This window comes from Rhodococcus sp. 66b (assembly GCF_002076325.1).
In the GTDB taxonomy this organism is placed as follows: domain Bacteria; phylum Actinomycetota; class Actinomycetes; order Mycobacteriales; family Mycobacteriaceae; genus Rhodococcus_F; species Rhodococcus_F erythropolis.
On record NZ_MUZB01000009.1, the window covers coordinates 36,591 to 59,861 of the forward strand.

General features: G+C 60.1%; 20 protein-coding genes and 1 pseudogene. 6 read left to right on the forward strand and 15 right to left on the reverse strand.

Annotation, left to right across the window (positions count from 1 at the left end; translation table 11 throughout):
- Positions 1-43: 43 nt before the first annotated feature.
- The 6 genes from B0E55_RS17825 to B0E55_RS17850 all read right to left on the reverse strand — a co-directional run bounded on the left by B0E55_RS17825 (position 44) and on the right by B0E55_RS17850 (position 7,603).
- Positions 44-2,011, reverse strand: a complete 1,968-nt coding sequence (locus B0E55_RS17825; RefSeq protein ID WP_080910134.1) for an acetyl/propionyl/methylcrotonyl-CoA carboxylase subunit alpha — start codon at positions 2,009-2,011, stop codon at positions 44-46.
- 4 nt (positions 2,012-2,015) lie between these two features.
- Positions 2,016-3,617 carry a carboxyl transferase domain-containing protein gene (locus tag B0E55_RS17830; protein WP_080910135.1) on the reverse strand — a complete coding sequence of 534 codons (1,602 nt, stop codon included), beginning with the start codon at positions 3,615-3,617 and terminating at the stop codon, positions 2,016-2,018.
- Complete coding sequence (locus B0E55_RS17835; RefSeq protein WP_080910136.1) at positions 3,604-4,803, reverse strand: MFS transporter; 1,200 nt, start codon at positions 4,801-4,803, stop codon at positions 3,604-3,606. The genes B0E55_RS17830 and B0E55_RS17835 overlap by 14 nt, the downstream gene beginning before the upstream one ends.
- Complete coding sequence (locus B0E55_RS17840) at positions 4,800-6,026, reverse strand: aminotransferase class I/II-fold pyridoxal phosphate-dependent enzyme (RefSeq protein WP_080910137.1); 1,227 nt, start codon at positions 6,024-6,026, stop codon at positions 4,800-4,802. The genes B0E55_RS17835 and B0E55_RS17840 overlap by 4 nt, the downstream gene beginning before the upstream one ends.
- Before the next feature lie 501 nt (positions 6,027-6,527).
- Entirely contained in the window at positions 6,528-7,130 is a 603-nt protein-coding gene (locus B0E55_RS17845) for a hypothetical protein (protein WP_080910138.1), read from the reverse strand.
- Between the two features lie 23 nt (positions 7,131-7,153).
- Positions 7,154-7,603, reverse strand: a complete 450-nt coding sequence (locus B0E55_RS17850; protein ID WP_080910217.1) for a winged helix-turn-helix transcriptional regulator — start codon at positions 7,601-7,603, stop codon at positions 7,154-7,156.
- Between the two features lie 127 nt (positions 7,604-7,730).
- Here B0E55_RS17850 and B0E55_RS17855 point away from each other — a divergent pair.
- Positions 7,731-8,837: pseudogene (locus B0E55_RS17855) on the forward strand (MFS transporter); the annotation flags it as partial.
- 57 nt (positions 8,838-8,894) lie between these two features.
- Here the strand turns inward: B0E55_RS17855 and B0E55_RS17860 are convergent.
- The 5 genes from B0E55_RS17860 to B0E55_RS17880 form a co-directional block, all read right to left on the reverse strand.
- Positions 8,895-10,145, reverse strand: coding sequence for an amidohydrolase (locus B0E55_RS17860; protein WP_080910139.1), 1,251 nt, complete (start codon positions 10,143-10,145; stop codon positions 8,895-8,897).
- Between the two features lie 98 nt (positions 10,146-10,243).
- Positions 10,244-10,666, reverse strand: coding sequence for a hypothetical protein (locus tag B0E55_RS17865; RefSeq protein WP_080910140.1), 423 nt, complete (start codon positions 10,664-10,666; stop codon positions 10,244-10,246).
- 165 nt (positions 10,667-10,831) lie between these two features.
- A complete protein-coding gene (locus tag B0E55_RS17870) occupies positions 10,832-12,226 on the reverse strand; it encodes an FAD-binding oxidoreductase (protein WP_080910141.1) in 1,395 nt (464 codons plus the stop codon).
- 121 nt (positions 12,227-12,347) lie between these two features.
- Entirely contained in the window at positions 12,348-12,896 is a 549-nt protein-coding gene (locus B0E55_RS17875) for a hypothetical protein (protein WP_080910142.1), read from the reverse strand.
- A 15-nt stretch (positions 12,897-12,911) separates the two neighbouring features.
- Entirely contained in the window at positions 12,912-13,298 is a 387-nt protein-coding gene (locus B0E55_RS17880) for a hypothetical protein (protein WP_133053426.1), read from the reverse strand.
- Between the two features lie 187 nt (positions 13,299-13,485).
- Here B0E55_RS17880 and B0E55_RS17885 point away from each other — a divergent pair, with 187 nt between their 5' ends.
- The 4 genes from B0E55_RS17885 to B0E55_RS17900 all read left to right on the forward strand — a co-directional run bounded on the left by B0E55_RS17885 (position 13,486) and on the right by B0E55_RS17900 (position 18,123).
- Complete coding sequence (locus B0E55_RS17885; RefSeq protein WP_020906521.1) at positions 13,486-15,183, forward strand: 3-ketosteroid-delta-1-dehydrogenase; 1,698 nt, start codon at positions 13,486-13,488, stop codon at positions 15,181-15,183.
- A gap of 698 nt (positions 15,184-15,881) precedes the next feature.
- The gene (locus B0E55_RS17890; protein ID WP_020906522.1) at positions 15,882-16,688 is read left to right on the forward strand and encodes a peptidoglycan DD-metalloendopeptidase family protein; all 807 of its coding nucleotides are present in this window, start codon (positions 15,882-15,884) and stop codon (positions 16,686-16,688) included.
- Between the two features lie 243 nt (positions 16,689-16,931).
- Positions 16,932-17,693, forward strand: coding sequence for a pentapeptide repeat-containing protein (locus B0E55_RS17895; RefSeq protein ID WP_019747504.1), 762 nt, complete (start codon positions 16,932-16,934; stop codon positions 17,691-17,693).
- Between the two features lie 13 nt (positions 17,694-17,706).
- Positions 17,707-18,123 (forward strand): hypothetical protein, encoded by a 417-nt coding sequence (locus tag B0E55_RS17900; protein ID WP_080910144.1) that lies wholly within the window; start codon positions 17,707-17,709, stop codon positions 18,121-18,123.
- Positions 18,124-18,497: 374 nt separating this feature from the next.
- On the opposite strand, the gene B0E55_RS31915 is transcribed toward B0E55_RS17900, so the two are convergent.
- The 4 genes from B0E55_RS31915 to B0E55_RS17915 form a co-directional block, all read right to left on the reverse strand.
- Positions 18,498-18,641: a hypothetical protein gene (locus B0E55_RS31915; RefSeq protein ID WP_198538428.1), complete on the reverse strand. Its 144-nt coding sequence runs from the start codon at positions 18,639-18,641 to the stop codon at positions 18,498-18,500.
- Positions 18,642-18,699: 58 nt separating this feature from the next.
- Positions 18,700-19,161, reverse strand: coding sequence for an Hsp20/alpha crystallin family protein (locus tag B0E55_RS17905; protein WP_080910218.1), 462 nt, complete (start codon positions 19,159-19,161; stop codon positions 18,700-18,702).
- 280 nt (positions 19,162-19,441) lie between these two features.
- Positions 19,442-20,719: a wax ester/triacylglycerol synthase domain-containing protein gene (locus tag B0E55_RS17910; RefSeq protein ID WP_080910145.1), complete on the reverse strand. Its 1,278-nt coding sequence runs from the start codon at positions 20,717-20,719 to the stop codon at positions 19,442-19,444.
- A 46-nt stretch (positions 20,720-20,765) separates the two neighbouring features.
- Positions 20,766-22,430 carry a hypothetical protein gene (locus tag B0E55_RS17915; RefSeq protein WP_241896085.1) on the reverse strand — a complete coding sequence of 555 codons (1,665 nt, stop codon included), beginning with the start codon at positions 22,428-22,430 and terminating at the stop codon, positions 20,766-20,768.
- A 182-nt stretch (positions 22,431-22,612) separates the two neighbouring features.
- Here B0E55_RS17915 and B0E55_RS17920 point away from each other — a divergent pair, with 182 nt between their 5' ends.
- On the forward strand, positions 22,613-23,230 hold the full coding sequence (locus tag B0E55_RS17920; protein WP_080910220.1) for a DUF1109 domain-containing protein: 618 nt from the start codon (positions 22,613-22,615) through the stop codon (positions 23,228-23,230).
- The last annotated feature ends 41 nt before the right edge of the window (positions 23,231-23,271 follow it).

The following is a 23,271-nucleotide window of genomic DNA, read 5'->3' on the forward strand; positions in this document are numbered from 1 at the left end:
ATTACTTCAGTCAAGAAAGAGATAAGATCGTGGCAATCTTTACTCATGGCGCCACGGCTGCCAGCACTTGTCCGGCATCGATGACATCTCCCACCGTTACTGTCACCGCCGAGACGATTCCGGGTGAGGAAGCACGAAGGGCAGTCTCCATCTTCATTGCTTCTACGACCGCGACGACATCACCTTCCGACACCCGCGTTCCAGTCTGCAGCACTGCCAGCACGGTTCCCGGCATCTTCGATGTGATCTCTCCGTCGCTGAGATCGGAACCCTTTGCTGTATAGACTTTCTCGATCACCTTCACGGTCCAGCCACCAACGCACACCCATGTACCGGTGCCGACTCCGAGGCGCCCAGCGGTGGTTGTCAAACCATCGGCGACCAGGCTGAGTGTCACTTCGTCGGTTCCGCCCCTGACGACCACCGAAATGTTCCGGCCGTCGGCGGCGACAATCCAGTGGTTGCTTCGTTGTGAGATGACCGTTGTCGGCACGACGCGGCCGTCGGCAATGAGTTCGCGTCCGATCGGGTCGGATCCCACCTTGCGCAATGTCTCTCGATGTAGTCCGTGGGGGCCGGTCCATGACGACCCGGTGACCGGCGATTGTTCCTCGACGGAAGTCCACACCATCGCAACAGCAGCGGCGGTGGCCTGGAGCTCTGCAGAATCCGGGATCAACCGAGGGAGGTGCTCGTCGACGAAGGAAGTGTGAATGTCATCCGCGCGCACAGCCGGTGTCGCCAAGAGAAGTCGGAGGAAACCGATATTCGAGGTTCCACCGAAGTAACTGGAGTCGGCCAAAGCTCGGTCCAGTGATTCCAGTGCGGTTGACCGCGTCGGACCGCTTGCTATGACCTTTGCGATCATCGGATCGTAGAACGGCGCAATGCTGCCGGCACCCTCGAAAGCACTGTCGATGCGAACCGTCGACGGCCAGGCTACGTCCACAGAATGTGAAGGTGCGGGCCGAAATCCGTTCGACGGATCCTCGGCGTAGATTCTGGCTTGCACCGCGAAACCCCGCAGCGCGATATCGCGCTGCCGTAACGGCAAACGGGCGCCGAGGGCGATGTCGAGTTGCAGTTCGACGAGATCGACGCCGGTCACTTCCTCGGTGACCGTGTGTTCGACTTGCAGGCGCGTGTTGACTTCGAGGAAGTAGTAGCGGTTTTCGGCGTCAACCAGAAATTCGACGGTTGCCGCATTCACGTAGCCGACGCCTCCGAGTAGTCGCAGAGCGTCGTGCTGCATGGCTCCCAGGACCGATTCGGGGACAGAACTTGCCGGTGCCTGCTCGATGATCTTCTGGTTGCGACGCTGTAGGGAGCATTCACGGGTGAAGAAGTGAACTCCTGTACCGAAGGAATCGAAGAGGACCTGAACTTCGATGTGACGCGGACGCTCCACCAGCGATTCGATCATCAGGTCGCCGCGGCCGAAGTTCCTTTCGTTCAAACCGATTGCAGAGGTGATGACCTCTCGTGCGTCATCACCCGGATGTAGTCGAACCATCCCCTTGCCGCCGCCCCCGAACACCGGTTTCAGCAGCACCGGCACGTCGAGAGATCGAACGTGACCGAGGACGGTATCGGGATCGGCGCTTGCCTCGCCCCACGCGGTGAGAGTCGGGATGCCGGCGTCAGCGGCGGCCTTCTTCGCTCTTGCCTTGTCTCCGAGTAGAGCGATGGATTCAGCGGCCGGACCGACGAATGTCAGACCTGCAGCGACGACGGCTTCAGCGAAATCGGAGTCTTCGGAGAGGAATCCGTAACCCGGGTGCACGGCATCGCAATCCGCGGCCAGCGCGGCCGCAATGATTTGATCCGAATTGGTGTAGGACTCCGAGGGGATGTCTCCGTCCAGAAGCACGGTGTGATCGGCGAGGCGATGCCACTGTGCGTGTGAATCGACGGGGGAGGAGATCGTCACTACCGACATGCCGAGACGACGGGCCGTGCGCGCGATGCGCGTGACGATTTCACCCCGATTGGCGATGAGAAGTCGAGTCATGTTCTCACATCCTGAAGACGCCGAAGCGCGTTGTTCCGTGATTGCGGGGAAGCATGGACAGCGCGAGTGAAACCCAGGATCGCGTGTCGACCGGGTCGACGATCGCGTCCACCCATAGCCTGGATGCGACGTACACCGACTCGCCCTGCCGGTCGTAACCTTCGCGTATCGGCCGTTTGATTTCCTCGATTTCCTCTTCCGTGAGCGGAGTTCCGCGTGTGCGCGCAGATTCGATCTTCATCAATGCCATCACCGACGCTGCTTGCTCGGAACCGACCACGGTGGTCTTCGCGTTCGGCCACACGGCCATGAAGTCAGGACCTATCGAGCGTCCGCACATCGCGAGGTTTCCCGCCCCGTAGCTTCCGCCGATGACGATGCTGAGCTTGGGAACCCTGGCGCAGGCAACGGCATTGACCAGTTTCGCTCCGTGTTTGGCGATACCTTCCGCTTCGTACTGCTTCCCGACCATGAATCCGTTGACGTTGTGCAGGAACAACAATGGGATGTCTCGTTGTGAGCACAGTTCGACGAAGTTCGCGGCCTTGAGGGAGTCCTCCGAAAAGAGCACACCGTCGTTCATGATGACCCCGACGGTGTACCCCTCGATGTGGCCGGTCCCGCAGACGATGGTTCGGCCGTAATTCGCTCGGTACTCGACTAATTCGCTGGCATCGAGCAGGTGGGCCAGAACGTCGCGCGCGACGATCGGGGTTTTCGAGGAAGCCGGGATCACCGTGTCGAGCGATTCGGGGGAGTGAAGAGGTGGTCGCGGAGATCGTGACGGCGCCCGTACCTCCCGTCGATCACCGCGGGCGACGATGTCGGCGATCATGCTCAGAGCCTCGATGTCGTCGTTGGCGATGTGATCGACGACGCCGCTGATCACCCCGTGCACGTCGGCGCCGCCGAGCTCTTGCGGTTCGACGTCGACACCGGTTGCAGCCTTGACCAACTGAGGGCCGCCCAGATAGACGGTGCCGGTACCGCGGACGATGACGGTCTCGTCGCACATCGCTGGGATGTATGCACCTCCAGCCGTGCAGGAACCCATGACCGCTGCGATCTGAACGATGCCGTCCGCCGACATTTCGGCGATGTTCTTGAACATCTCGCCGAAATGGTGCTCGTCGGGGAAGATCTCGTCCTGCATCGGAAGGAAAACACCTCCGGAATCGACGAGATAGACACACGGCAGCCTCAGCCGACGAGCGACGGATTGCAATCGCAGTTGCTTCTTGACGGTCAGCGGGTAGTAGGTGCCGCCCTTGACGGTGGCGTCGTTCGCGAAGATGGCGCAGAGTGAGCCGCGGATGAGCCCTACGCCCGTGACCAGACCAGCCGACGGGAGTTGCTCGTCGTACACCTCGAATCCGGCCAGTTGTCCGATCTCGAAGAACGGGGACTGCACGTCGAGAAGAGCATCGATGCGTTCGCGAGCGGGCAATTTGCCGCGAGCCCGGTGCTTGGCGACCGACCGCTCGGGTGCCCCGTGAACGGACAAGTGTTGCGCGTCCGCAACTCGATCGCGAATTTGCTTGTATGCCAGTAAGTTCTGCTCGCGGGTACCGGGGTCGAGTTGTGCGGTGCGTTCAATGACGGGCATGGGACGTACCTACTGTCGGTTCGGAGGAAGCTGTGCGGAGGGAGAATACGAGCGCAGTCGCTGCTGCAGTGATCAGTGCGACGATTGCCGACCACACGCGTTCATCGGATGCGAGAGGTCCGACTACAGAGGCGATGCCGGCAATCCCCTGCTGTACGAGTCCGCAGTACGCGACGGCGATGGCTCCGCCTTCAGCAAAATGCGTCACTGCTGATGCTGCCGAGTTCGGGAAGAGAAGTGATTGCCCAAATGTCAGTGCGATGTATCCGAGCAGGAAGACCGCGAGCAACGGCGTGGAACCGAGTGGGGGATACCAGCAGAGCATGAGGACGAGGCCGGCAAGCAGCATGCACAGCGCACCTCGACGCATCAACTTCTCTGAACCGACGGTTGTGGCCCTTCGATTGACGTAAAGCGCGCCGCTGAAGTAGGCGGTTCCGTAGAGGATTCCGAAGGCTCCGAATGCCCACGGTTGCAGGTCGAATCGATCGCTGAACAGGAAGGGGCTCGATTGCTGCACAAGGACTATCGCGCCGAAACCCAGGCCCCCCGCAATGGCTGGTTTGTAGAACTGGGGTGTCAGGACTATGGCATTCCACCGAACAACGCGTTCGTTGTTGTCGCGGACTGTGGTGTTCTCGGTCCTCAGTGCCACCGCAGCGAGTGCTGCTCCGAGTACTCCGAGCACGCCGAAGCCGGTTCGCCACGAGGTGAACGACGCGAGAGCGCCGCCGATCAGTTGGCCACCGCCCAGTGCCACCACAAATGCCATCGACAACAGCGACAATCGACTAGCCAACTCCGAACCGGTGAACTTGTCCTTCACCATCATTCGCACGATGATGGCCGCACCCCCTGCTCCGATGCCTTGAACGATCCGGCCGATCAGTAGTACGGCGGCGCTCTGGACCAAAGCCAATGCAACGCAGGCAATCACGAACAGTATTAAGCTGGACAACAGTGCCGTCCTGCGTCCGAGTCGATCTGCCAACCGCCCCCACACGACCACTGGAAGTGCGGCACTGATCACGAAGAGTGTCACAGACCACTTCACCACGGAATCTTCGATGCCCAGATCCGTCGCGATCTTCGGCAGTGAAGGGAGGTAGATGGTCGTGGCCATTTGTGCTGTCAACACGACGGCACAAGCCAGAGGTGTCACTGCGACAGTGCGGTCGTCGCTCATTCCGTGACTCTTCGTAGGACGTCGGCGAAGCGCTCGATCGTTGCATGTGGAAGGTCCGCCCGAAGCATCAGTCTCAGCCCGGCTTTGCCCCGGCCGATGACAGGGAAGAAGACCGCCGATGTGTAGAAACCGCTAGCCAGCAGTTTCTGTGCTGCGGTGATGGTTTGTTCTTCCTCGTGGAGCGTGACGAAGCGGATCGGGAGTCCATCGCCCGATGCCGGCGTGTCGACGAGCGAATCGAACAGTTCGACAACCGTGCGGAGTTGCCGCTGCCGCTTGTCGACCTCTCCGCTGCGGTGGAGCTCCACGGACGCCGCAATAGCACCCAGCCCGGCTACGTTCACACGCTGCGACCACGTCAACGGACCGCCGTAGCGAAGTGCGAGATCACGATTTCGACTGCCCCCGTTCCGACCGAGTGCGATCGCGCCGCCGGAAGCACCGAATCCCTTGTTCAGTGATGTCAGCAAGAATGTTCGATCATTGAGGCTGCCGATGAGATCCAGGACCGCGCCACGCCCGTTGTGTCCGATGACCGAGGTGCTGTGCGCCTCGTCGAGAACGAGAATCAGTCCGTATTTGGCCTGTAGTGCAAACAGTTCGTTCAGGGGCGCCTTCCCGCCTGTGCTGTAGACGGTGTCCGCCACGTATGCCACCTGAGAATTTGTTCGGCAAAGACTTTCGAGTTCATCGACGTCGTCGTGCCGAATGGTCACGATCTTCGTTTCGTCGGCGACGCTCGCCTTCATGGCATTGAGGCAGAAGTGTGCGTTCTTGTCGAACACCATGAGGGGAGGTTCACCGCCGGTGAGCAACCCGGACGCAACGAGGGGGAGCAAACTCCACGCAGCGTTTGCGGCGGATCCGAGGGTGAGCACATGTGCGTCAAGCAGTTCGCTCAACGCGGCCTCTGTGTCGTCGAGAAGGCTGGAGTGGACTCTCATCCGCGAGATGGAACTGTTCAACGTTCGTTCGCGCTCGAGAGCGGCGATCGCACCCGAACGAATTCGGTCGTCGGTGTCGAGCCCCAGATACGAGTACGTGGAGAAGTTCTCGAATTCGTATCCTTGGATCGTCCGGTGTTCGAAACCTGCGACGCGATCGGCGGTGATATCGGCCAGACCCTCACTGACTGCGCGATCCCAGAATGGGTTGCTCAAATCAGCAGCACGCCTGAGGTTGGAGTACAGATTCCTATCTTTCAAGCTCTCGGCAACCGTCATTTCGCGGCTGGTCCCTTCACTGGATTCGATAGCGGAATTACTGCGTTGATGCGCTGAGATGCATCATCGTCAGTTGACATCGCTCATTGAGAACGAAAGACAATTCGATGTCAAGCATTACGGATTCGAGACGCCGAGAAAAAGGAAGAAACCCCATGGTTTGGAACTAGTTGAATCTGTAACTTAAGGCGTTGTTGCAGTTCAGTGACGGTGATGATTTATCACGATTTCCCGTGATAAATCGGATAATGTCGTGAGTCACAGGCTTGTGTGCGCTTCCACGTGATGTCCGAAGCATATTATGATCCGCATGCGTCAAAGGGTTGGCATGGAAGCGATAAGGCTTCTGTCTCATATTTTTCGAGGATCTCGTGGAGGTTCGGCAATCAGGCAATTAGGCGATCGTGTATCTGGAATCGATTTTCTTGTTAATGAATTTCAAGACGTGTTAGGTTCGCTTATCGAATTCTTTACTCGTTGGATGGATGATCCGGCAATGATTCATTCTCGTCGCGACCACTTGCCGCGCAGAAGCATCAGTGCGGTAAGGGTGAGGCCCCATCCGATCGTGGACAGTGCGACGCCGACGCCTGCCTGTCCGGTGACATCAGTACTGGCGTCGATACTGAATGCTGTGGTGAATCCCGCAGCCGTGCCGGCAGCTGCAGTCAGGCCGCCTGCCTTCATCCACCGCGACCGATGCGCGGAAACGAAACACGCGAGGATCACCGTTAATCCGCAGGCAAACACCTGCCAGGGAGGAAACTGCGTCGGGGCAGGCAGGCCGGGGCCGCGGAATCCGCCTTTGTAGTCGGCTGACCAGCTGAGCCAGCCCACACAAGACAGAAAGCCCAGCGCAAAGGCCAACAGACCGGTGCGCCACAGTCCGAGTGGGCCCGATCCCGTGCGCCCGGCGTCGAGGGCGGTCGTGGAGTGCTCCACGCCAGTTCGTTCCGAACGCCAGATTGTCCAGATGATGCTTGCGTCGATAGTTGTGGGTACGCCGACGAAGATGAATGCAATCCAGAGAAACTGCGGCCAGGAAAACTCGAGATCGACAGTCATGATCGGAGTATGCGCGAACTTCGAATCCTGTGCGCCCATCTACCGATCTGGCGAGTTGCGGGTCAGCCTTCCTCGACCTTCTCCACATGTGTACTTGCCGGGTCCAGGTCGATATTCCGTGCGTTGATCAGTCGAAGCCTGGGCACCGGATCGCCCGTGGTGTCGTCGATCAAGATCGAGTGTGGCTCACCGTCATCGAAGGCGTGGCGCTCTCCCCATTGCCGCAGGCTCGTGATCACGATGAACAGATCCATACCGCGTCCGGTCAGGATGTACTCGTTGCGGGTCCCTTGTTCGTTCGGTCGGACTTCGAAAATTGCTTGCTCGACAAGGGTTTTCAGCCTGTCCGTCAAGATATTCTTTGCGATGCCCAGGTTTCGCTGAAACTGACTGAACCTCGACGACCCGTCGAAGGCGTCTCGCACGATCAACAGCGACCATCTGTCGCCGATGATGTCGGCCGCTCGGGCCGTCGGGCAGTGCGGGTCCGTCCATTGCGTGCGATCAGGCATCGGGTTCCTCATTGGTTGCGTTTTGAAACTGTATTGACATAGTCTTCAAATGGTATCAAAACGCAACCAAATTGAGGTGGAAGTGACTGCACGTCAATCTGTCGAGAACGCACGGGACAAGTTCAAAATGCCTCGTGGACTTCGCCTGTTGCTCGCGGTGCTCTGCGGTGTCTCGGTAGCCAATATCTACTACGCACAGCCGCTCCTCGGGCAAATCGGTTCAGATCTTTCCATCCCTCCGGCCGGCCTCGGCTTCGTAGTCGCACTCGCCCAAATGGGTTACGTGGTGGGGTTGATCGTGTTGGTGCCACTGAGCGATCTCGTGAATCGCAAAAAATTGATCGCAATCCAGATCGTCTCTGCTGCAACAGGAACGATGCTTGTTGCTCTTGCCACCACGAATCTGCAACTGCTGATCGGGATGGCTGTCGCAGGCACGTTCTCGGTCGTCGTTCAAGTCGTAGTCGCCTACGCTGCGGCAATCAGCGACCCAGATGAGCGGGGCGCAAACATCGGTGTGATCACCAGCGGCGTTGTCGTCGGCATCATCCTCGCTCGGACTGTCGCCGGCGCAGTTGCGGATCTGGCAGGCTGGCGGGCTGTCTACGCGGGATCCACCTTGATTTCGGTCCTGATCGCGGCGCTCGCGTTGACGATGCTGCCGAAAGACCCTCGTTCGCAATCGGATCGGGGTTCGTACGTGGGTGCAATGGGATCGGTCGTGACATTGACTCTTACGAACCGACTATTTCGCACGAGGGCTCTGATCACCCTGTTCCTGTTCGCGTCCTTCGGTGCGCTCTGGAGCGGTATGGCATTACCACTGAGCGAGGAGCCGTGGCGATTGTCGACCACACAGATCGGGCTCTTCGGAATCGCCGGATTGGTCGGAGCATTGGGCGCGATCGGTGCCGGACGTTGGGCCGATCAAGGCAAAGCCCAACGCGTCACCGGGGCGTCGTTGGTCGTTCTCTTGCTGTCGTGGGTTTTCAACGCGCAGGCGACGCACTCGCTGGTGTTACTCGTAGTCGGTGTTGTTGCGTTGGACTTCGCCGTGCAGGCTGTTCATGTCTCGAGCCAGAACCTGATCGTCGCGGATGAACCGGAATCGGCCGGGCGGACCATCGGTAGTTACATGGTGTTCTATTCGTTGGGCAGCGCGGCTGGGGCAGTTTCCACCACTATGGTTTTCGACGCGGCAGGGTGGGGCGCTGCAAGTATTCTCGGCGGCGCCTACGCGTTTGCAGCCTTGATCGTGTGGACGGTCGATCGATTGCGGACCCGCAACACACTAGGGAGTTGGGAGCCACGTCCTGGCCGCGACGACCAAGGCGTTCACACCGATGGTCAGGGTCGGCTCGATCACGGGAGCGTAGTGCGGGGAGTGGTTCGACGGCACGGTTCGCAAAGCCGGATCGGTCATGTCACCTGTCGTGAACAGTGAAGGGTCGGTACCGCCCAACAACCAGTATGAGAGTGGCGCACCGGCACTGGTCGCGAGAATGCCGACGTCTTCACTACCTGCTCCCGCACCGGGATCGAGAATCTTGTTCGTCCCCAACCATTCGGCGAAGGCATCGAGTGTCTTGTCCAGCGCCGCCGGGTCATTGACGACGATCGGAAAGTGCTCCGTCTCGGTGATGGTCGGTGGGGTGGGAGCGCCGGCGGTGGCCGCTTCGCCCTGGACGATGCGGTCGACGCTGTCCAGGATGCGCTGACGCACAACTGCGTCGTAGCTGCGGATGTTGAGTTGCAGTTCTGCTTCGCCGGGAATGACGTTGGCGGCATCTCCAGCATGGATGGAGCCGACGGTGAGGACAGCTGTTGCAGTACTCGGGACCTCGCGTGAGATGACAGTTTGCAAACGCAACACGGTTTCGGCAGCCATGACCACGGGATCGACCGAGTTCTCCGGCATAGATCCGTGGGCGCCCTTTCCGACCAGTCTCACACGAAGTGAGTCCGATCCCGCATACGAGGGGCCGGCGTGCCCGGCGATCGTGCCTGCCGGTAGCGGCGATACGTGTTGGCCGAGAACGATGTCGGGCTTCGGGAATCGCTCGAACAGTCCGTCGTCGACCATGGCTTGCGCACCCGCGCCAAGTTCCTCCGCCGGTTGGAAGACGAGGACAAGAGTGCCGGACCAGGTCGTCGTGTCCTGCGAGAGGATCCGGGCTGCACCGAGTAAGCAGGTCGTATGCAGGTCATGGCCGCACGCGTGGCTGACCGAGACGGTCTTCCCCTGGTCGTCGGTCGTTGTCACGGTGCTGGCGTAGTCCAATCCGGTTTCTTCCCGAACCGGGAGGGCGTCCATGTCCGCACGCAGCAGCGCTGTGGGGCCCGCTCCGTTCTTCAGGACTCCGACGACTCCGGTTGTCCCGACGCCGGTAGTCGTGTCGAATCCCAGTGCTGTCAAATGTCTTTCCACCAGCCTGGATGTTCGATGCTCGTGAAATCCAAGTTCCGGGTTGCCGTGGAGGTCTTTGTACAGGTCGATCAAATCCAGATCCACTGCGATCGTTTCGTGCACTGACGAGGTCATGAGAGTCCTCTCGGTAGCGTCTTTTCAGGCTAACCGGGATGACGGGTCGGTAAACAGGACCTTAGGCCCCACCGCGTCCGCGATGCGGAGTTCTAGTGCTACGGCACGTAGAACGATGCGACACCTGGGGTGATGATGGATCCGGCCACAGACGTCACGGCGACAGCGACTTGACCGGTCCCGGTCTGCACGATCGCCCCTGCCGGGACTCCGTTCAGGCCGTCCGAGAGACGAGCGGAGCCGGAGGCCCCGGTCGAAAGGTTCAGCCAGCGCACTTCGGACGAGAGCAGGCATCCCCAGCGGTCTTCCTTGCCTCCGGTGATCGTCACCGTGCCGGGTAGTTCGCCGACTACAGCTACGCAGCGGACTGCCGGCGCGTCGAAGCTGCCGTTCGGGTTGCCGTACGGCGCAGGGTTGATCTGGAATGGAATGGTCACCGCAGCGGATGCGAGCGCTACCGACGTCAGAGCCGACGTGATCACGACGGATGTGCAGACGCTCAGTCGGCGAACGAGATTCATCACGGATGCCTCCAGCTGTATCCAGGTGATTTGCTTGTCTTCCCCGACGTAACGTCTTGTCGTAACTTCCCTTCTTGCCCCGCCGCATTGAAGACGACAGCCTCACCATATCCGGTTGCACAGGAGAATTCAGGTACTCGTCGCTATTCGATACCTGTAGCGGCCTCAGATGCCGTCCGTCGAACCGCTCGAGGGGATCAGAACGCGCGGATTCAAGATGTTGTTGGGGTCGACAGCGTTCTTGATGGTCCTGTTCAGTTTGCTGACGACGGGATCGAGCGAGTTCGACAAGCGATCTCGTTTATCTTGTCCTACACCATATTCTGTTGCTGCGAATCCGCCCAGAGTGCTCACGAGTTGATAGATTTCTTGTCGCGCCGCGGAGGCGGATTCAGCGGCGGCCACGTCTCCGATGGGGTAGTTGAGGACTGGGTGCGTGAGCTCGTCGGCTGCGTGGGTGTAGCTGACGATGGTGGTGCTGTAGCGCTTCGCGATGTCGGCTATACCGTCGGTGAGCTCGGGGAGTCTGTCGATGGGTACCGCGACGTCGTCGCCGATGACCACCCCTTTCTGCTCGAAGGCTTCGTAAACGGCATAGCGGGGGCGGATGAACAGTTCGCCTTCGTGAGGGTCGTCGGTAGCGTATGTAGCTGTGGCTCGATGCTTTTCGCAGAGAGTGCTCATCAATTTCATCTCTGTCTCTGCGCCGTTACCGGCGTCGGATCGCCCGATCAGGAGTGCTCCGGCATCGGTGTCCAGTTCCATGTTGAGGAATTCTTCCGCCACCTTGATGGCTGCGTTGTCGAGGATTTCGAGTTCTGAAGGGCGTATTGAACTTGTGATATCTCGGGCAGCGGCAACTGCGTCGGCCATGAGTGGAAAGAAGGCCACCAATGTGTGGGGAGTCGGAGGCTGAGGGATGAGTCGCAGCGTCAGTTCGGTTATCACACCGAGCGTTCCTTCACTGCCGACGAATAGCTTGGTCAATGCAAGCCCTGGGGTGTCTTTGATCCGTTTTCCGCCCAGTTCGGCGACGGATCCATCAGGCAGCACAACCGTCATACCCAGGATGTAATCACTGGTGACGCCGTATTTTATGCAGCACGGTCCGCCTGCGTTGGTGGCGGCATTACCGCCGATGGAACAGATTTCATAGGACGACGGGTCTGGTGGATAGTACAAACCTTCGCGCGCGGCAACAGCCTTGACGTCATTGGTGATTGCCCCTGGTTCGACGATCGCGGTTCGTGACGAGACGTCCACTCGAATAGATTTCATTCGCTCGAGGCTGAGGGTGATAGCGCCGTCGACGGCGGTGGATCCGCCGACGACGCTCGTGCCGGCGCCCCGTGGAATGACCGGGACATTGTGACTGTTGGCGAAGCGCAAGGTCTCCTGGACATCTGCCGTCGTCGAAGCACGTACGACGGCGATCGGAGTGCCGGCTGCGGGATCGAAACTCCAGTCCTGCCGATAGGACTGGAGTAGATCTGGATCTGTGATCATCGCACCCGGCGACAATCGTCGGGCGAGCGTGTTCAAAGCGTCGACATTGACCATGATCTGGCTTAGCCTTCCGATCCGAGATGTGAAACTCATTGTGTCCAAGGCATGTCCGTGGACCTAAGAGTTGAAAGTTAGTATCTCGAGTGCGGTTGAGATCCACCGAATGTGGCGTACGTCATATGTTGCTGAGGTCGGTCAGTACCTGATCGAAGGCACCGGTACGTCCAGGTGTCACTACCTTCTGAAACAGTGTCAGGACACATTCGTCAAGGGTGTCCGTTGCCGTGAGGGTTCTTCTGGTGACGATACTTCTACCGGACCATCGCCCACGTTCCATGTGAGCCAATGCGATTCCGTCACGCCGGGCTGTTGCCTTTCGGCCCGAGGAATGAACGAAGAGGTATCTTCTGCCCGCGATATCGACTTCGCACAGCTTGTTCTTGCGGCGCATGGCCTTGGGTCTCTGGTCGATCAGAGTCCCGATCGTTCCGTCGGACAACCGAAGTGATGCAGGTCGGCCTTTGCGGAATGTGAGCCTTGGTCGATCCTGCTCGGCTGTTGACGATTTCCTCTTCCGCCCGCCGGAAACGCTTACTAATTCGTCGTTTGGTGCGGGAATCAGTTCGCCTTGGACGCTCCCCGACGGATCGAATATCGATACGGCCGAACCACCTTCGGCAAGGTTCACGAACCAGCCGGTCTCTGTAGGGGTGTTCCATTTCATGTAGATGATTATTCTTCATCGGTGCCGAGGAACGTCAGCAGATAGTCCGAGACGAGGATCGCAGTTGTCGGGAAAGACCTCGACGGACTCGAACACCAAATCGCGCAGTGCATCGATCACTTCGCCTCGTGACGGAGCTTCTTCGCTGAATTCGTTGACAATCGCTTCGACAGCCAGACGATGAAGAGCCTCGTGCTGGTCGACGACGTGGCGTAAGCGGGGCAGCATGCCGCGTACGGCGTCAGGCTCGAGTGAGTGGGCGATAAATCCGACGGCCCGCCCGTCGAGGTTGCAGGTCAGGCTGTAGTAGTCGTCGTCCAATCGCTCACCGTCGGACAAGATGTAGTGCCCGCGGACAAGGGTGCCGAGCGTTTCGTCAACGATGCCGGAGTTTGTCATCACGAGAGCAGCCTAAAGGTCGACGAGGTCAAGGCGTGATTCTGCTGAGACGGCCACTAGGCCCGAACCGTGGCAAGAGCTGTTTTTCGCCAATCCACTCGCAATGTCCCGCTGACTGGGCATCCGGAACCTTCTGCGCCGCGACTGCCTTAGCGTTCTACGTCGATAACCACGTGAAGGGATTTGTTCAATGGCTAAGAATCAGGCACCCCCCGCGACACAAGCCAAGGACATCGTTGTCGATCTACTGGTGATCGGGTCCGGTACCGGCATGGCTGCCGCCCTCACCGCGAACGAACTCGGCTTGTCCACGCTGATCGTGGAGAAGACGCAGTACGTCGGCGGTTCGACGGCGCGGTCCGGTGGGGCGTTCTGGATGCCTGCCAACCCGATCTTGGCGAAAGCCGGTGCGGGCGACACCGTTGAGCGAGCGAAGACATACGTGCGTTCGGTGGTCGGTGATACTGCCCCTGCCCAACGAGGAGAAGCATTCGTCGACAACGGTGCGGCCACTGTCGACATGCTCTACCGCACGACGCCCATGAAGTTCTTCTGGGCCAAGGAATACTCCGATTACCACCCCGAACTGCCGGGCGGTAGCGCCGCCGGACGTACCTGCGAGTGCCTGCCGTTCGACGCGTCGGTACTGGGAGCGGAACGCGGTCGCCTGCGCCCAGGTTTGATGGAAGCCGGACTGCCGATGCCGGTGACGGGTGCGGATTACAAGTGGATGAACCTGATGGTGAAGAAGCCGAGCAAGGCTTTTCCCCGCATCATCCGCCGCCTGGCGCAAGGCGTTTACGGCAAGTACGTCCTCAAGCGTGAATACATCGCGGGCGGTCAGGCGCTCGCCGCCGGACTGTTCGCCGGTGTGGTCCAGGCCGGTATCCCGGTGTGGACGGAAACGTCGTTGGTTCGGCTCATCACCGAAGATGGCCGCGTAACGGGTGCAGTTGTGGTGCAAGACGGACGTGAAGTGACGGTGACCGCTCGGCGCGGTGTCGTCCTGGCAGCCGGCGGGTTCGACCACAACATGGAGTGGCGCCACAAGTACCAGTCGGAGAGCCTCGGTGAGCATGAGAGCCTGGGCGCAGAGGGCAACACCGGCGAAGCGATCGAGGCAGCACAAGAGCTCGGTGCAGGTATCGGATCGATGGATCAGTCCTGGTGGTTCCCCGCGGTGGCAAGCATCAAGGGCCGCCCGCCGATGGTGATGCTCGCAGAGCGTGCGCTGCCCGGCTCTTTCATCGTCGACCAGACCGGTCGTCGATTCGTGAACGAGGCGACGGACTACATGTCGTTCGGCCAGCGCGTGCTCGAACGGGAAAAGGCTGGCGATCCGGCCGAGTCGATGTGGTTTGTTTTCGACCAGGAGTACCGCAACAGCTACGTGTTCGCAGGCGGTATCTTCCCCCGTCAGCCCCTTCCGCAGGCATTCTTCGAGTCCGGCATCGCGCACCAGGCGAGCAGTCCGGCCGAACTCGCCCGCAAGGTCGGTCTCCCCGAGGATGCGTTTGCCGAGTCCTTCCAGAAGTTCAACGAGGCCGCTGCTGCAGGTAGCGATGCGGAGTTCGGTCGCGGCGGCAGCGCATACGATCGGTACTACGGCGACCCGACAGTGTCCCCGAACCCGAATCTGCGCCAGCTCGACAAGAGCGCCCTCTATGCGGTGAAGATGACGCTCAGCGACCTGGGCACCTGCGGCGGTGTGCAGGCGGACGAGCATGCACGCGTGCTTCGTGAGGACGGCAGCGTCATCGACGGCCTGTACGCGATCGGCAATACTGCGGCCAACGCATTCGGTCACACCTACCCAGGCGCCGGCGCGACGATCGGCCAGGGGCTGGTTTACGGATACATCGCGGCCCATCACGCAGCAGAGAAGTAGCTCAAACCGTAGATGCACTAGCTAGTAGATCGACCTGACGGGAGATCAGCGCGCGTTTCCGATGCCGGAACGTGCACTGGTCTCCCGTTCGGCGTGTAGCAGCAATGCCAGCTGTATGTCCCATCTCGGTAACGCTGACGTGCCGGGTGACCGAGGCGCGGTATCGTCTCCAGAAGTGATGTGAGGCACTGATTTTTTCACCAGATGCCGTGGAATGAAGTGGCGCCTGATATCGACCGGTCGGGTCGAAAGCGCAAAAACAGGTACGTACCCAGGTAATTCAACCGTGGCGTGGAGCGTCGTGAAGCGACAGCGTATGAGGTGATTCCTCATCCGCAACGCAAGGATCTCCATGTTCCACCCCATTTCCGACCAACCGGGTAGACACCCACCCTGTCGATCTTCGAACAAAATGCCCTCAGTTCGGTCCGGCATTCGTAGTCCTCGATCAACGATCGATTCAGGCACTGCCTCGAAGTAGAACCCGTATCTCCTGTGCTGTCACCAGGAGATACAGACCTGCGGGTCTATGCGCGCGATCGCGTTCGAGAGTGGTCACCGTACTTCTCTCCATGGCGCAATCCGAAAATTTCACTCCAACGGAGTCTCGGTGCGATGCACCGCGTAGCTCAGCACGTACTGAGTGCTGTCTGGCGGTAGAGCCTGCGCCGGCTCCGAGCACATCAGTCAAGGAAAATATGAGTAAGCACAGAAAACACAAGCCTTCCAGCACAAAACGATTCATCGCCGTAACTGCAGGACTGGGCGCCCTTGTGGGGGCCGGAGCAGTTGTCAATGCAGGTACCGCCGGTGCGCAGGGCTGGTCGGCGAGTTGCAGTTGGGAGTGGCCGGTAAGCGGATCACTTTCGCAGGGGTACCACGCGGGACATGACGGAGTCGACTTCGCTGTCAACGTCGGCACCGCGCTTCACGCGCCGACATCGGGCACGATTTCTGTTGCCGGACCCAATGATCCGGGTGGATACGGAACGTACATCCAGTTGGAAGCGGACAGTGGCGAGCAGATTCAGATGGGCCACCTCTCCGAAACCTGGGTCGGTGTGGGGCAGCACGTCGAGGTAGGCGACCAGATCGGGGCAACGGGTAACACCGGTAGCTCCACCGGTCCACATCTGCACCTCCGCATTCACAGTGGTGGCGCCGTCGATCCCATGTCCTTCCTGAGTTCGATCGGGGCGTGCGATACCGGGTCGAGCATCGTGCCCGCACCCGCGCCCGTGCCGGCACCGGAAGTAGCACCCGAATCCGCACCGGAACCGGCGCCAGTTCCCGTCGTCTACTCTGAGGCAGCCGAATCTGCACCGGTAGAGAGCATTCCGGAGTCGAAGGCTCCAGCGTCTGGCGAAGAGGTAGTCGTTGCGGCCGGTGATACATTGTTCGGCCTCGCTGCAGAACGAGGTCTCACCTGGCAGCAGCTGTGGGACATCAATCCACAGATCGCCGATCCCGACCAGATCTTTGTGGGCGACGTAGTCAATCTGTGAGAGTGGATAATTCGATACTGATCCTGGGGTGAGTCAAAGATTCGTATACGACCGGTTCCAGTACCCGAGTTAACTCCGAGTTCCAGTTGGTGCGTGTGAGCGCTGCAGCCGGGCCGTGTATTTCACGGTCCGGCTGTTTGCGCGCTCCGAGAAGTGATTCCTACCGAAGTGCTGATGCGTGGCGGTTCGCTTCTTGGGCAGCCACGGCCAATCGCGGGGGATCTTGCCGATACTATTGAGCCCGTGAACCGGTCCGCGATCACCTCCCTACGTCGACGTTGGTCAGATGAGGGCGTCGACAATTTACGGGCGCAGCTGCTCGATCAGTCGCGGATCGTCAAGCCGCCCCACACTCTCGTCTCCCCCTGGGCGGAGACCGATGACGGGCTGATCGACGTGCGTGGCCTGACAGCGGGTAGCGGTGGATTGGACATCCGGTATCTCACGTTGGAACGGATTGATCTGAGTTTCGCTCGGGGTGCGATCTCCGTCTTCGAATCCGAATTATTCGACTGTCGTTTCGATTTCGTGGCACTGACCGGACAGACCCGTTTCAATCGCCGATTCGAACGGTGCAGTTTCCGGGGTGCCACGCTCTCGCGTCTGGCGCTCGGACCGAGGGTCGTCGATTGCGATTTCACTGGAGCCAAAGCACGCGGGCTCCGCTCCGTGCCCAATACTGTGTTCGAACGATGTGCATTCGACGACACAGACCTGCCTGGTGCGCAGTTCGCCGATACCTCTTTCGTGGAGTGCACTTTCGGCGGCGCACGATTCTCGGCGGCCACGAGTTTTGTGCGCTGTTCCTTCACCCGGACCGCTGTCGAGTTCTCCGAGGCGCGAGTGTCGCGAACAACATGTGACGGCACCGCGATTCCGGATCAATGGGCAGGTGAGGCTGATTCAGCAGTCGCACTGGAGCGGTATGCCGGTCGATATGCCCGAGCACTCGGCGTGGGGGACACAGAGGGTATGGCCCTCGATCCTGAAATGGATGATTCGTAAAGGGGGCAGATCGATGACTCGCGGGGTCACGTTCAGAACAGTATTCGGTGGACCGTCGGTGCCGCTCGACTTCATCGAGGAGTTGACTCGGCTCAGACACCGGCTGAGGGGCATCGCGATGCAGTACGACTTCGATCTGTTTGTTGTCGTTGGTGGCGACATCACCGTGGTGACCGATCCGACCGGGATCCGGCTTCCACGTGTGTTTCTGGGCAGGCGTACCGCTACGGCGCAGGTACAGATGAACACTGACGACGTGATGGGGGTGTCCGACCCGCGTGCATTTCTGTACACGACGATCCATGCGGCACTGACGGAGCTGATTGCGCGTGTCTCATACCGCGACAACGACTTCGATGCGGACGGGGAGCGGGCGAAGATCGAGTTCTTGATCCTCGATGACAGTGGCGAGCGCGAATCAAAGCTGTGATGGCAATGACAAATGCTGCGCTCCCAATTCGTCAGGCTGTTGTCGCTCTCTGGCATCAAACACTGCGGTGGGCCCAATGAATCCGGACATTCCGGCTATACGATGTGTATATACGTTGTAACCGTACGTGTCACGGGTGGCCGGTGTCGGCGCGCTTCGTCCTTGTTGTGTGAGTGTTTCGTCCCGCTCCGCCCATTTCGGGCGATTCTTCATCTAGCTGAGGTTGGTGAATCTTCGGCTTGCGTCGTGGAACGATCCTCAGGCTTCGCCCGGGCTTGACGACTGAATACGGCCTTCCGTCCGCCCGAATAGACGGACGGAAGACCTCAATTCAGTTGCGGGTGAACGCACTCGGCGATCGCGGTCGGGTCCTGTCAGGGTTGAAATTCGTCGTTGGATGAATTCTCCGGCGAGCTGGCCGCGAGTATGCGCGTCCACCACTTTTGTCGCTGCGGATCTTCGTTCCAGACGACCGGTTCAGCCAGAGCTGCGGCGGGGGCCATGATTGGCGCGGGCATAGTGGACCTCCTGGATGAAAGGTTCTTCTACAGTCGATTTCGTGCCAAGCCGTTCAGGTCAGGCTTCGATCTGTCCCTGAGTTTCTGCCTCGGAGTTGGCAGTGCTGGACGGCGGCCCCGACGCGATTTCGATCCGCCGCGGTTTCGCCTTCTCTGCGATCGGCAAGCTCACGGTCAACACGCCGTTGTCGTACGAGGCGACGATCCGCTCGGAGTCGATGTCCTCACTGATGGACAGCTGCCTTCTATACGTTCCCGTGAAACGCTCACTGGCCAGCCACGTCACTCCATCTTCGGAGAGAGCACTGCGGTGCGGGGTCAAGGTCAGGGTCGAGCCGTCTACCTGTACGTCCACCGATCCCGGGTCGACGCCGGGAAGATCGGCGTGAAGGACGTAGTGATCATCGATCTTGTAGAGGTCCATCGGCATGAAACGTGGACTTCGGTTGCTGCCGGTTCCGGTAGCAAGCAAGGACTTGGTGATCGCGTCGATGTCGGTGAAGGGATCGAAACGAAGCACAGCAACACACCTCCCGTATCGTCTAAGAAAGGCCACCGTCACCTCGACGGCGACCGAACTCACTGTGCGAGAACATGATAACCAACCGATCTGGCACTCTGCAACCTTGAGTGCCAGATTCTTCGACTGAACTTCGGCTAGATTTTCGGGAGCATCTGGGGGGCGTGGCTGTTCGGTGATCACGCGATCACTCGAGTCCTGCTGGATCAGGACACCTGGGTTCAAGAATCCGCAGATGCCTCGGTTCGATCCGCCTCGAACGAGTGTGATGAAGTACCAGTCAGCTTGTGGTGCTGGCTATTTCGTCGAGAGCTCGTTCTACGGCTTGCGCGATCTTGCTTGCCGGAGGGAGATGCTCGGCATCGGTCTGGATTCCGATCCAGAATTTGTCGTTGTAGGACGCTGCTGTGAAGCCGATTCGAACATTGCCCGCCAACGGGCCGAGCGGCCAGAGTTGGACGAGCGCTGCCCCGTCGAGCGTGAGCGGACCGCGTGGTCCGTGAACATTGGACACCACTGCACCGATCATGTGCTGTCGCTTCGCGAATTTGTCGAAGATGCCGGCTACACGCGGCGACCGAAATGTTGTTCCTGCCGCACGTGCGGACGGTTTTGCGGCCGCAGTTTGCTTCGCGACGATTGCGACGGCACGTTCCAGGTCTGTTTCTTGAAGTGGGAGGTCGATGATCATGAATCCGACGGCGTTGCGTGCGTCTCCGATTGCTGTGACTGCGACGGGGACCGATACGGCGATCGTTTTCGGAATGGACTCGCCACGATCTTCGAGGATGAATCGCAGTCCGGTGCCCGCTGCAACGAGGTAGGCATCGTTCAATGTGCCTCCCGCACTTTGCGCACCGCGCACGACCGGAGCGGTCCGGGTGCTGACGGAAGCGATGGATCTCGTGGTGCCGATTGTGCCGAGCAGTACCCGTGATCGGATCGGCCGATGTAGGAACGTCCCGATTCGAAATCGGAGGAGGTCCAGGGAACTGGCCTTCTGGGGGATGTGTGGCTCGGGGGAGTGGCCGGTTTTCGCCGTTGGTGGCGCCCCTGGGTCGGGTCTTTTCGAATCAGGCGAGGCGAACAAGCGCTCGAAAAGGTCGCTGGCCCTGGCGCCGTCGAGAACCGCATGATGCACTCGAATGACGATGCCGCACTGACCGGTTCGAGCTACAGGAATCAATGCGATGTGCCACAACGGTCGGGTGGTGTCAAGGGGTTGCATCACAAGTCGACCACAAACTGCTTCGAAGTCGGGTTCGGTGGGACCGCGTTCCTCCAGTGAGACATGGAGGTCGACCTCTATGTTGCTTTCCGTCCACCACCATGACCCATTCCGCATAATCGGTCGTTGCCGCAACAACGGTTCCTGCGCGATCTGCGCGGCGAGTGTTCGGTGAAGATGCGCTAGATCCGGTCGACCGTCGCTGTCGACAAAGCCGCCCGGAGAGAGCAGACCGGCAATAGTGACCAGGTACGGCTGGACATCCACACCGAGCTGGAAGCTCGCAGCGTCGACGGGTGATATCGGCACGTCGGGTGTGGTGTCGACCATCTGCTGAGCCTAATCGAGGCGACACGGTGGACGGCGCTGGTTTCGGCTAGCGGATCACCAAGTCGTGGTCGGTGGCGCTGAGCGTGATCGCGGCAATGGGGTTTCCGCGCATCCAGTCCTGCACGAACGCGTTCAGAGCGGGGTTCGATGCCCGATCCGCGTACGCGTCCGACGGGATCTCGATTGCCCCGACGAGGTGGCGCGGATCGGCATCGAGGCCGGATGCGCGGGGAGTCATCCGTAGTCCGTCGGCGGTGTGCAGGACGACCGGAAGAACCGTGCCATCCGGTGCAGTCACGGTCGCGGTCCGGGTGGTGGCGACCGGGTCGAAATGGTCCACGTCCAGTCGGTATCCGGACGGTTGTGAATACTGGCCGATCGCGTCCAGCATGCGCGGATCCACCACAGAGTACGGAAACCCGATGTCGATCAGAGTCTGACCGTCGATGGCGCCGTCGCGGGCGGGCAAGGTCGTGGACAAGTGCCAGGGGGCAGCGGGGGACAGGGTATCCGTCGACCGGTCTGTCGGCGCGTTTTCGATCAGTGTGCCGAGGAGGGACGCGCCAGTCGGCGTGAACTCCCAAGCATCCCCGACGAGATCCTTGTGCCAGAAACCGGATTCGGCGCCGCGGCGGCCCTCGACACGCAACTCCCGCCGGTTCGGGCCGGGGCCGAGTGAGTGCACACTGATCGCGGATGTGACTTCACCGGGAATCTTGGGCTGGTGCACCCAGTCCGGTGCCGGAAGTTGGATCGCGGCGGTGCTGCGGTCCAGTGTTTCGGCCACGAGGTTGGGTGCCGACGGCTTGTCCGACTGATCTTCCCAGCTGTAGCGGAAGAAGATCGAGTCCGATCCCGAAGAATCGAAATCAAATGTGCGGGTGTACATGTCGCCGTACTTGTTCATCACGAAAGTGGTTGATCCGGCCGCCGACAGCGAGTCCGCCTGGAATCGTCCGCCGAGCGGGCCGCCGATCTCGTAGCTGTCGTCGTTGGGCAGCCACGGGTCTGCGTAGGTTATTCGGCTGCCGTCCGCGGTCAGCGTGGGGATCATCGTCATCTTGGCGAGTCCGACGAAGTGAATCCGTCCTGCGATGTCGATGAAAGTTTGATTGTCCCAAGGCGACGAGACGCTCAGTGCCCACCCGTTCGGCCGGTCTCCTGGAAGTTGTCGGCCTGGACCACTCCACAGGGGCGCACCCCACGCGGAAGTCCAGTTCCACAGGAGCGGGTCCTGGGAGGCGTTGTCCATCGTGTAAATCCAGCCGTTGTCGTCGACTGCGACGAGTTCGTCGTCGTCCAGTGATATCCCGACCAGTCGTCCACGTAGGCATTCGGGCATCGGCACGAAACGCCATGGCTCGGTCGTTGGCTCGCCGGGTGCCCGCGGACGAGCGAGTAAGTCGTGGTCGACCAGTGCAAAGTCCCAGAATCGATTGAATTGGGTTGTTGGCGTGCGAATCTCAATGGAAGAGGGGGCGGCCGTGCCGTTGAACAACGGAAGGTTTTCCAACCCGACTCGTCCGCCTCCCGAGGGTGCGCCGGGTGGCAGTTGGGCGGTTCCGAATGGTACGCAACTGGCCGGCCCGGTTTCGGTGGGCGTGGCTGCGGAGAGGGGAGTGGACCACAGCAGGCCGGCGGCGAAGAGGATGCCGACGGTCGACAGCCGCGATCGGTACGGGTGCGAAACTCCACTCGCGGTCTCGTTCACCGTCCGATTGTCGCATGATCGGCACGTTGAATCTGCGGATTGTGAGGTTTGTCCATCTGTGTCGGTTGCGGCGAGAGTGCCGATCGCTGCGTTGGTTGTTGTGAGTGGAACGAGAGTGCTTGTACTGCAAAGGTATTCGCCGTGTAGCTGAGTTTGCCATGACCTGCAGATACGGTGGGGTGATGAGAAGGCCGAAGTCGCTGGGTGAATGGTTGGTAGCTGACCCTCCCGAGTCGTCCAAGCCGCCGGGGCCGATTCTTCTGTCATTCACCGTTGTTCCGCTTATTGCGTTGGTCTGCCGGCATTACGGGTGGTGGCCTTCGCCATTCGGTGACTTCAGGTGGTTCGATCCTCTCCTCGTCAGCGCTGCGGCTCTGCTCACCTTGATCGTTGTTGGTCTGGTGTGGGCGGTTCGTACGCTCTACGTTCTCGGCCAGGACCGACGGTGGTCGTGGTGGATCCTGCCCTCTCCGGTTGCCGTTATCGTCGCGGTCGCTGCGGTGTTGTTGATGCCGCCGGCAACTTTCCTCGACAAGAGCGGAGAGTTCGAGACCGTCGCGATTGCTCTCCTGGAGCAGCCTGGATCGACTGTGGAAGAGCTCGAGATCGGCCAGTTCGAGATCAGCAGTGCCCATGTCGTACGTCCCGATGAGGTCTACTTCATCGACAACGACAGCATGTTCACCACCACGAGTGGATGGGTGTACTCGCCCAGCGGCGCACCAACGGGGTTCGACGATTTCTCCGCAAAGCACCTCGGCGGACCTTGGTACGAGTTCACGGCGGTCTGGCGTGACTGATTCACCGCGCCATTTCACGCATGAAGTGCGTCGATAAATCG

Excerpts from the sequence above, each read along its gene's own strand:
- B0E55_RS17825 (WP_080910134.1), bottom strand. The coding sequence starts at position 2,011 with ATGACTCGACTTCTCATCGCCAATCGGGGTGAAATCGTCACGCGCATC.
- B0E55_RS17830 (WP_080910135.1), bottom strand. The coding sequence starts at position 3,617 with ATGCCCGTCATTGAACGCACCGCACAACTCGACCCCGGTACCCGCGAG.
- B0E55_RS17835 (WP_080910136.1), bottom strand. The coding sequence starts at position 4,803 with ATGAGCGACGACCGCACTGTCGCAGTGACACCTCTGGCTTGTGCCGTC.
- B0E55_RS17840 (WP_080910137.1), bottom strand. The coding sequence starts at position 6,026 with ATGACGGTTGCCGAGAGCTTGAAAGATAGGAATCTGTACTCCAACCTC.
- B0E55_RS17845 (WP_080910138.1), bottom strand. The coding sequence starts at position 7,130 with ATGGGCGCACAGGATTCGAAGTTCGCGCATACTCCGATCATGACTGTC.
- B0E55_RS17850 (WP_080910217.1), bottom strand. The coding sequence starts at position 7,603 with ATGCCTGATCGCACGCAATGGACGGACCCGCACTGCCCGACGGCCCGA.
- B0E55_RS17860 (WP_080910139.1), bottom strand. The coding sequence starts at position 10,145 with ATGACCTCGTCAGTGCACGAAACGATCGCAGTGGATCTGGATTTGATC.
- B0E55_RS17865 (WP_080910140.1), bottom strand. The coding sequence starts at position 10,666 with ATGAATCTCGTTCGCCGACTGAGCGTCTGCACATCCGTCGTGATCACG.
- B0E55_RS17870 (WP_080910141.1), bottom strand. The coding sequence starts at position 12,226 with ATGGTCAATGTCGACGCTTTGAACACGCTCGCCCGACGATTGTCGCCG.
- B0E55_RS17875 (WP_080910142.1), bottom strand. The coding sequence starts at position 12,896 with ATGAAATGGAACACCCCTACAGAGACCGGCTGGTTCGTGAACCTTGCC.
- B0E55_RS17885 (WP_020906521.1), top strand. The coding sequence starts at position 13,486 with ATGGCTAAGAATCAGGCACCCCCCGCGACACAAGCCAAGGACATCGTT.
- B0E55_RS17890 (WP_020906522.1), top strand. The coding sequence starts at position 15,882 with ATGAGTAAGCACAGAAAACACAAGCCTTCCAGCACAAAACGATTCATC.
- B0E55_RS17900 (WP_080910144.1), top strand. The coding sequence starts at position 17,707 with ATGACTCGCGGGGTCACGTTCAGAACAGTATTCGGTGGACCGTCGGTG.
- B0E55_RS31915 (WP_198538428.1), bottom strand. The coding sequence starts at position 18,641 with ATGCCCGCGCCAATCATGGCCCCCGCCGCAGCTCTGGCTGAACCGGTC.
- B0E55_RS17910 (WP_080910145.1), bottom strand. The coding sequence starts at position 20,719 with ATGGTCGACACCACACCCGACGTGCCGATATCACCCGTCGACGCTGCG.
- B0E55_RS17920 (WP_080910220.1), top strand. The coding sequence starts at position 22,613 with ATGAGAAGGCCGAAGTCGCTGGGTGAATGGTTGGTAGCTGACCCTCCC.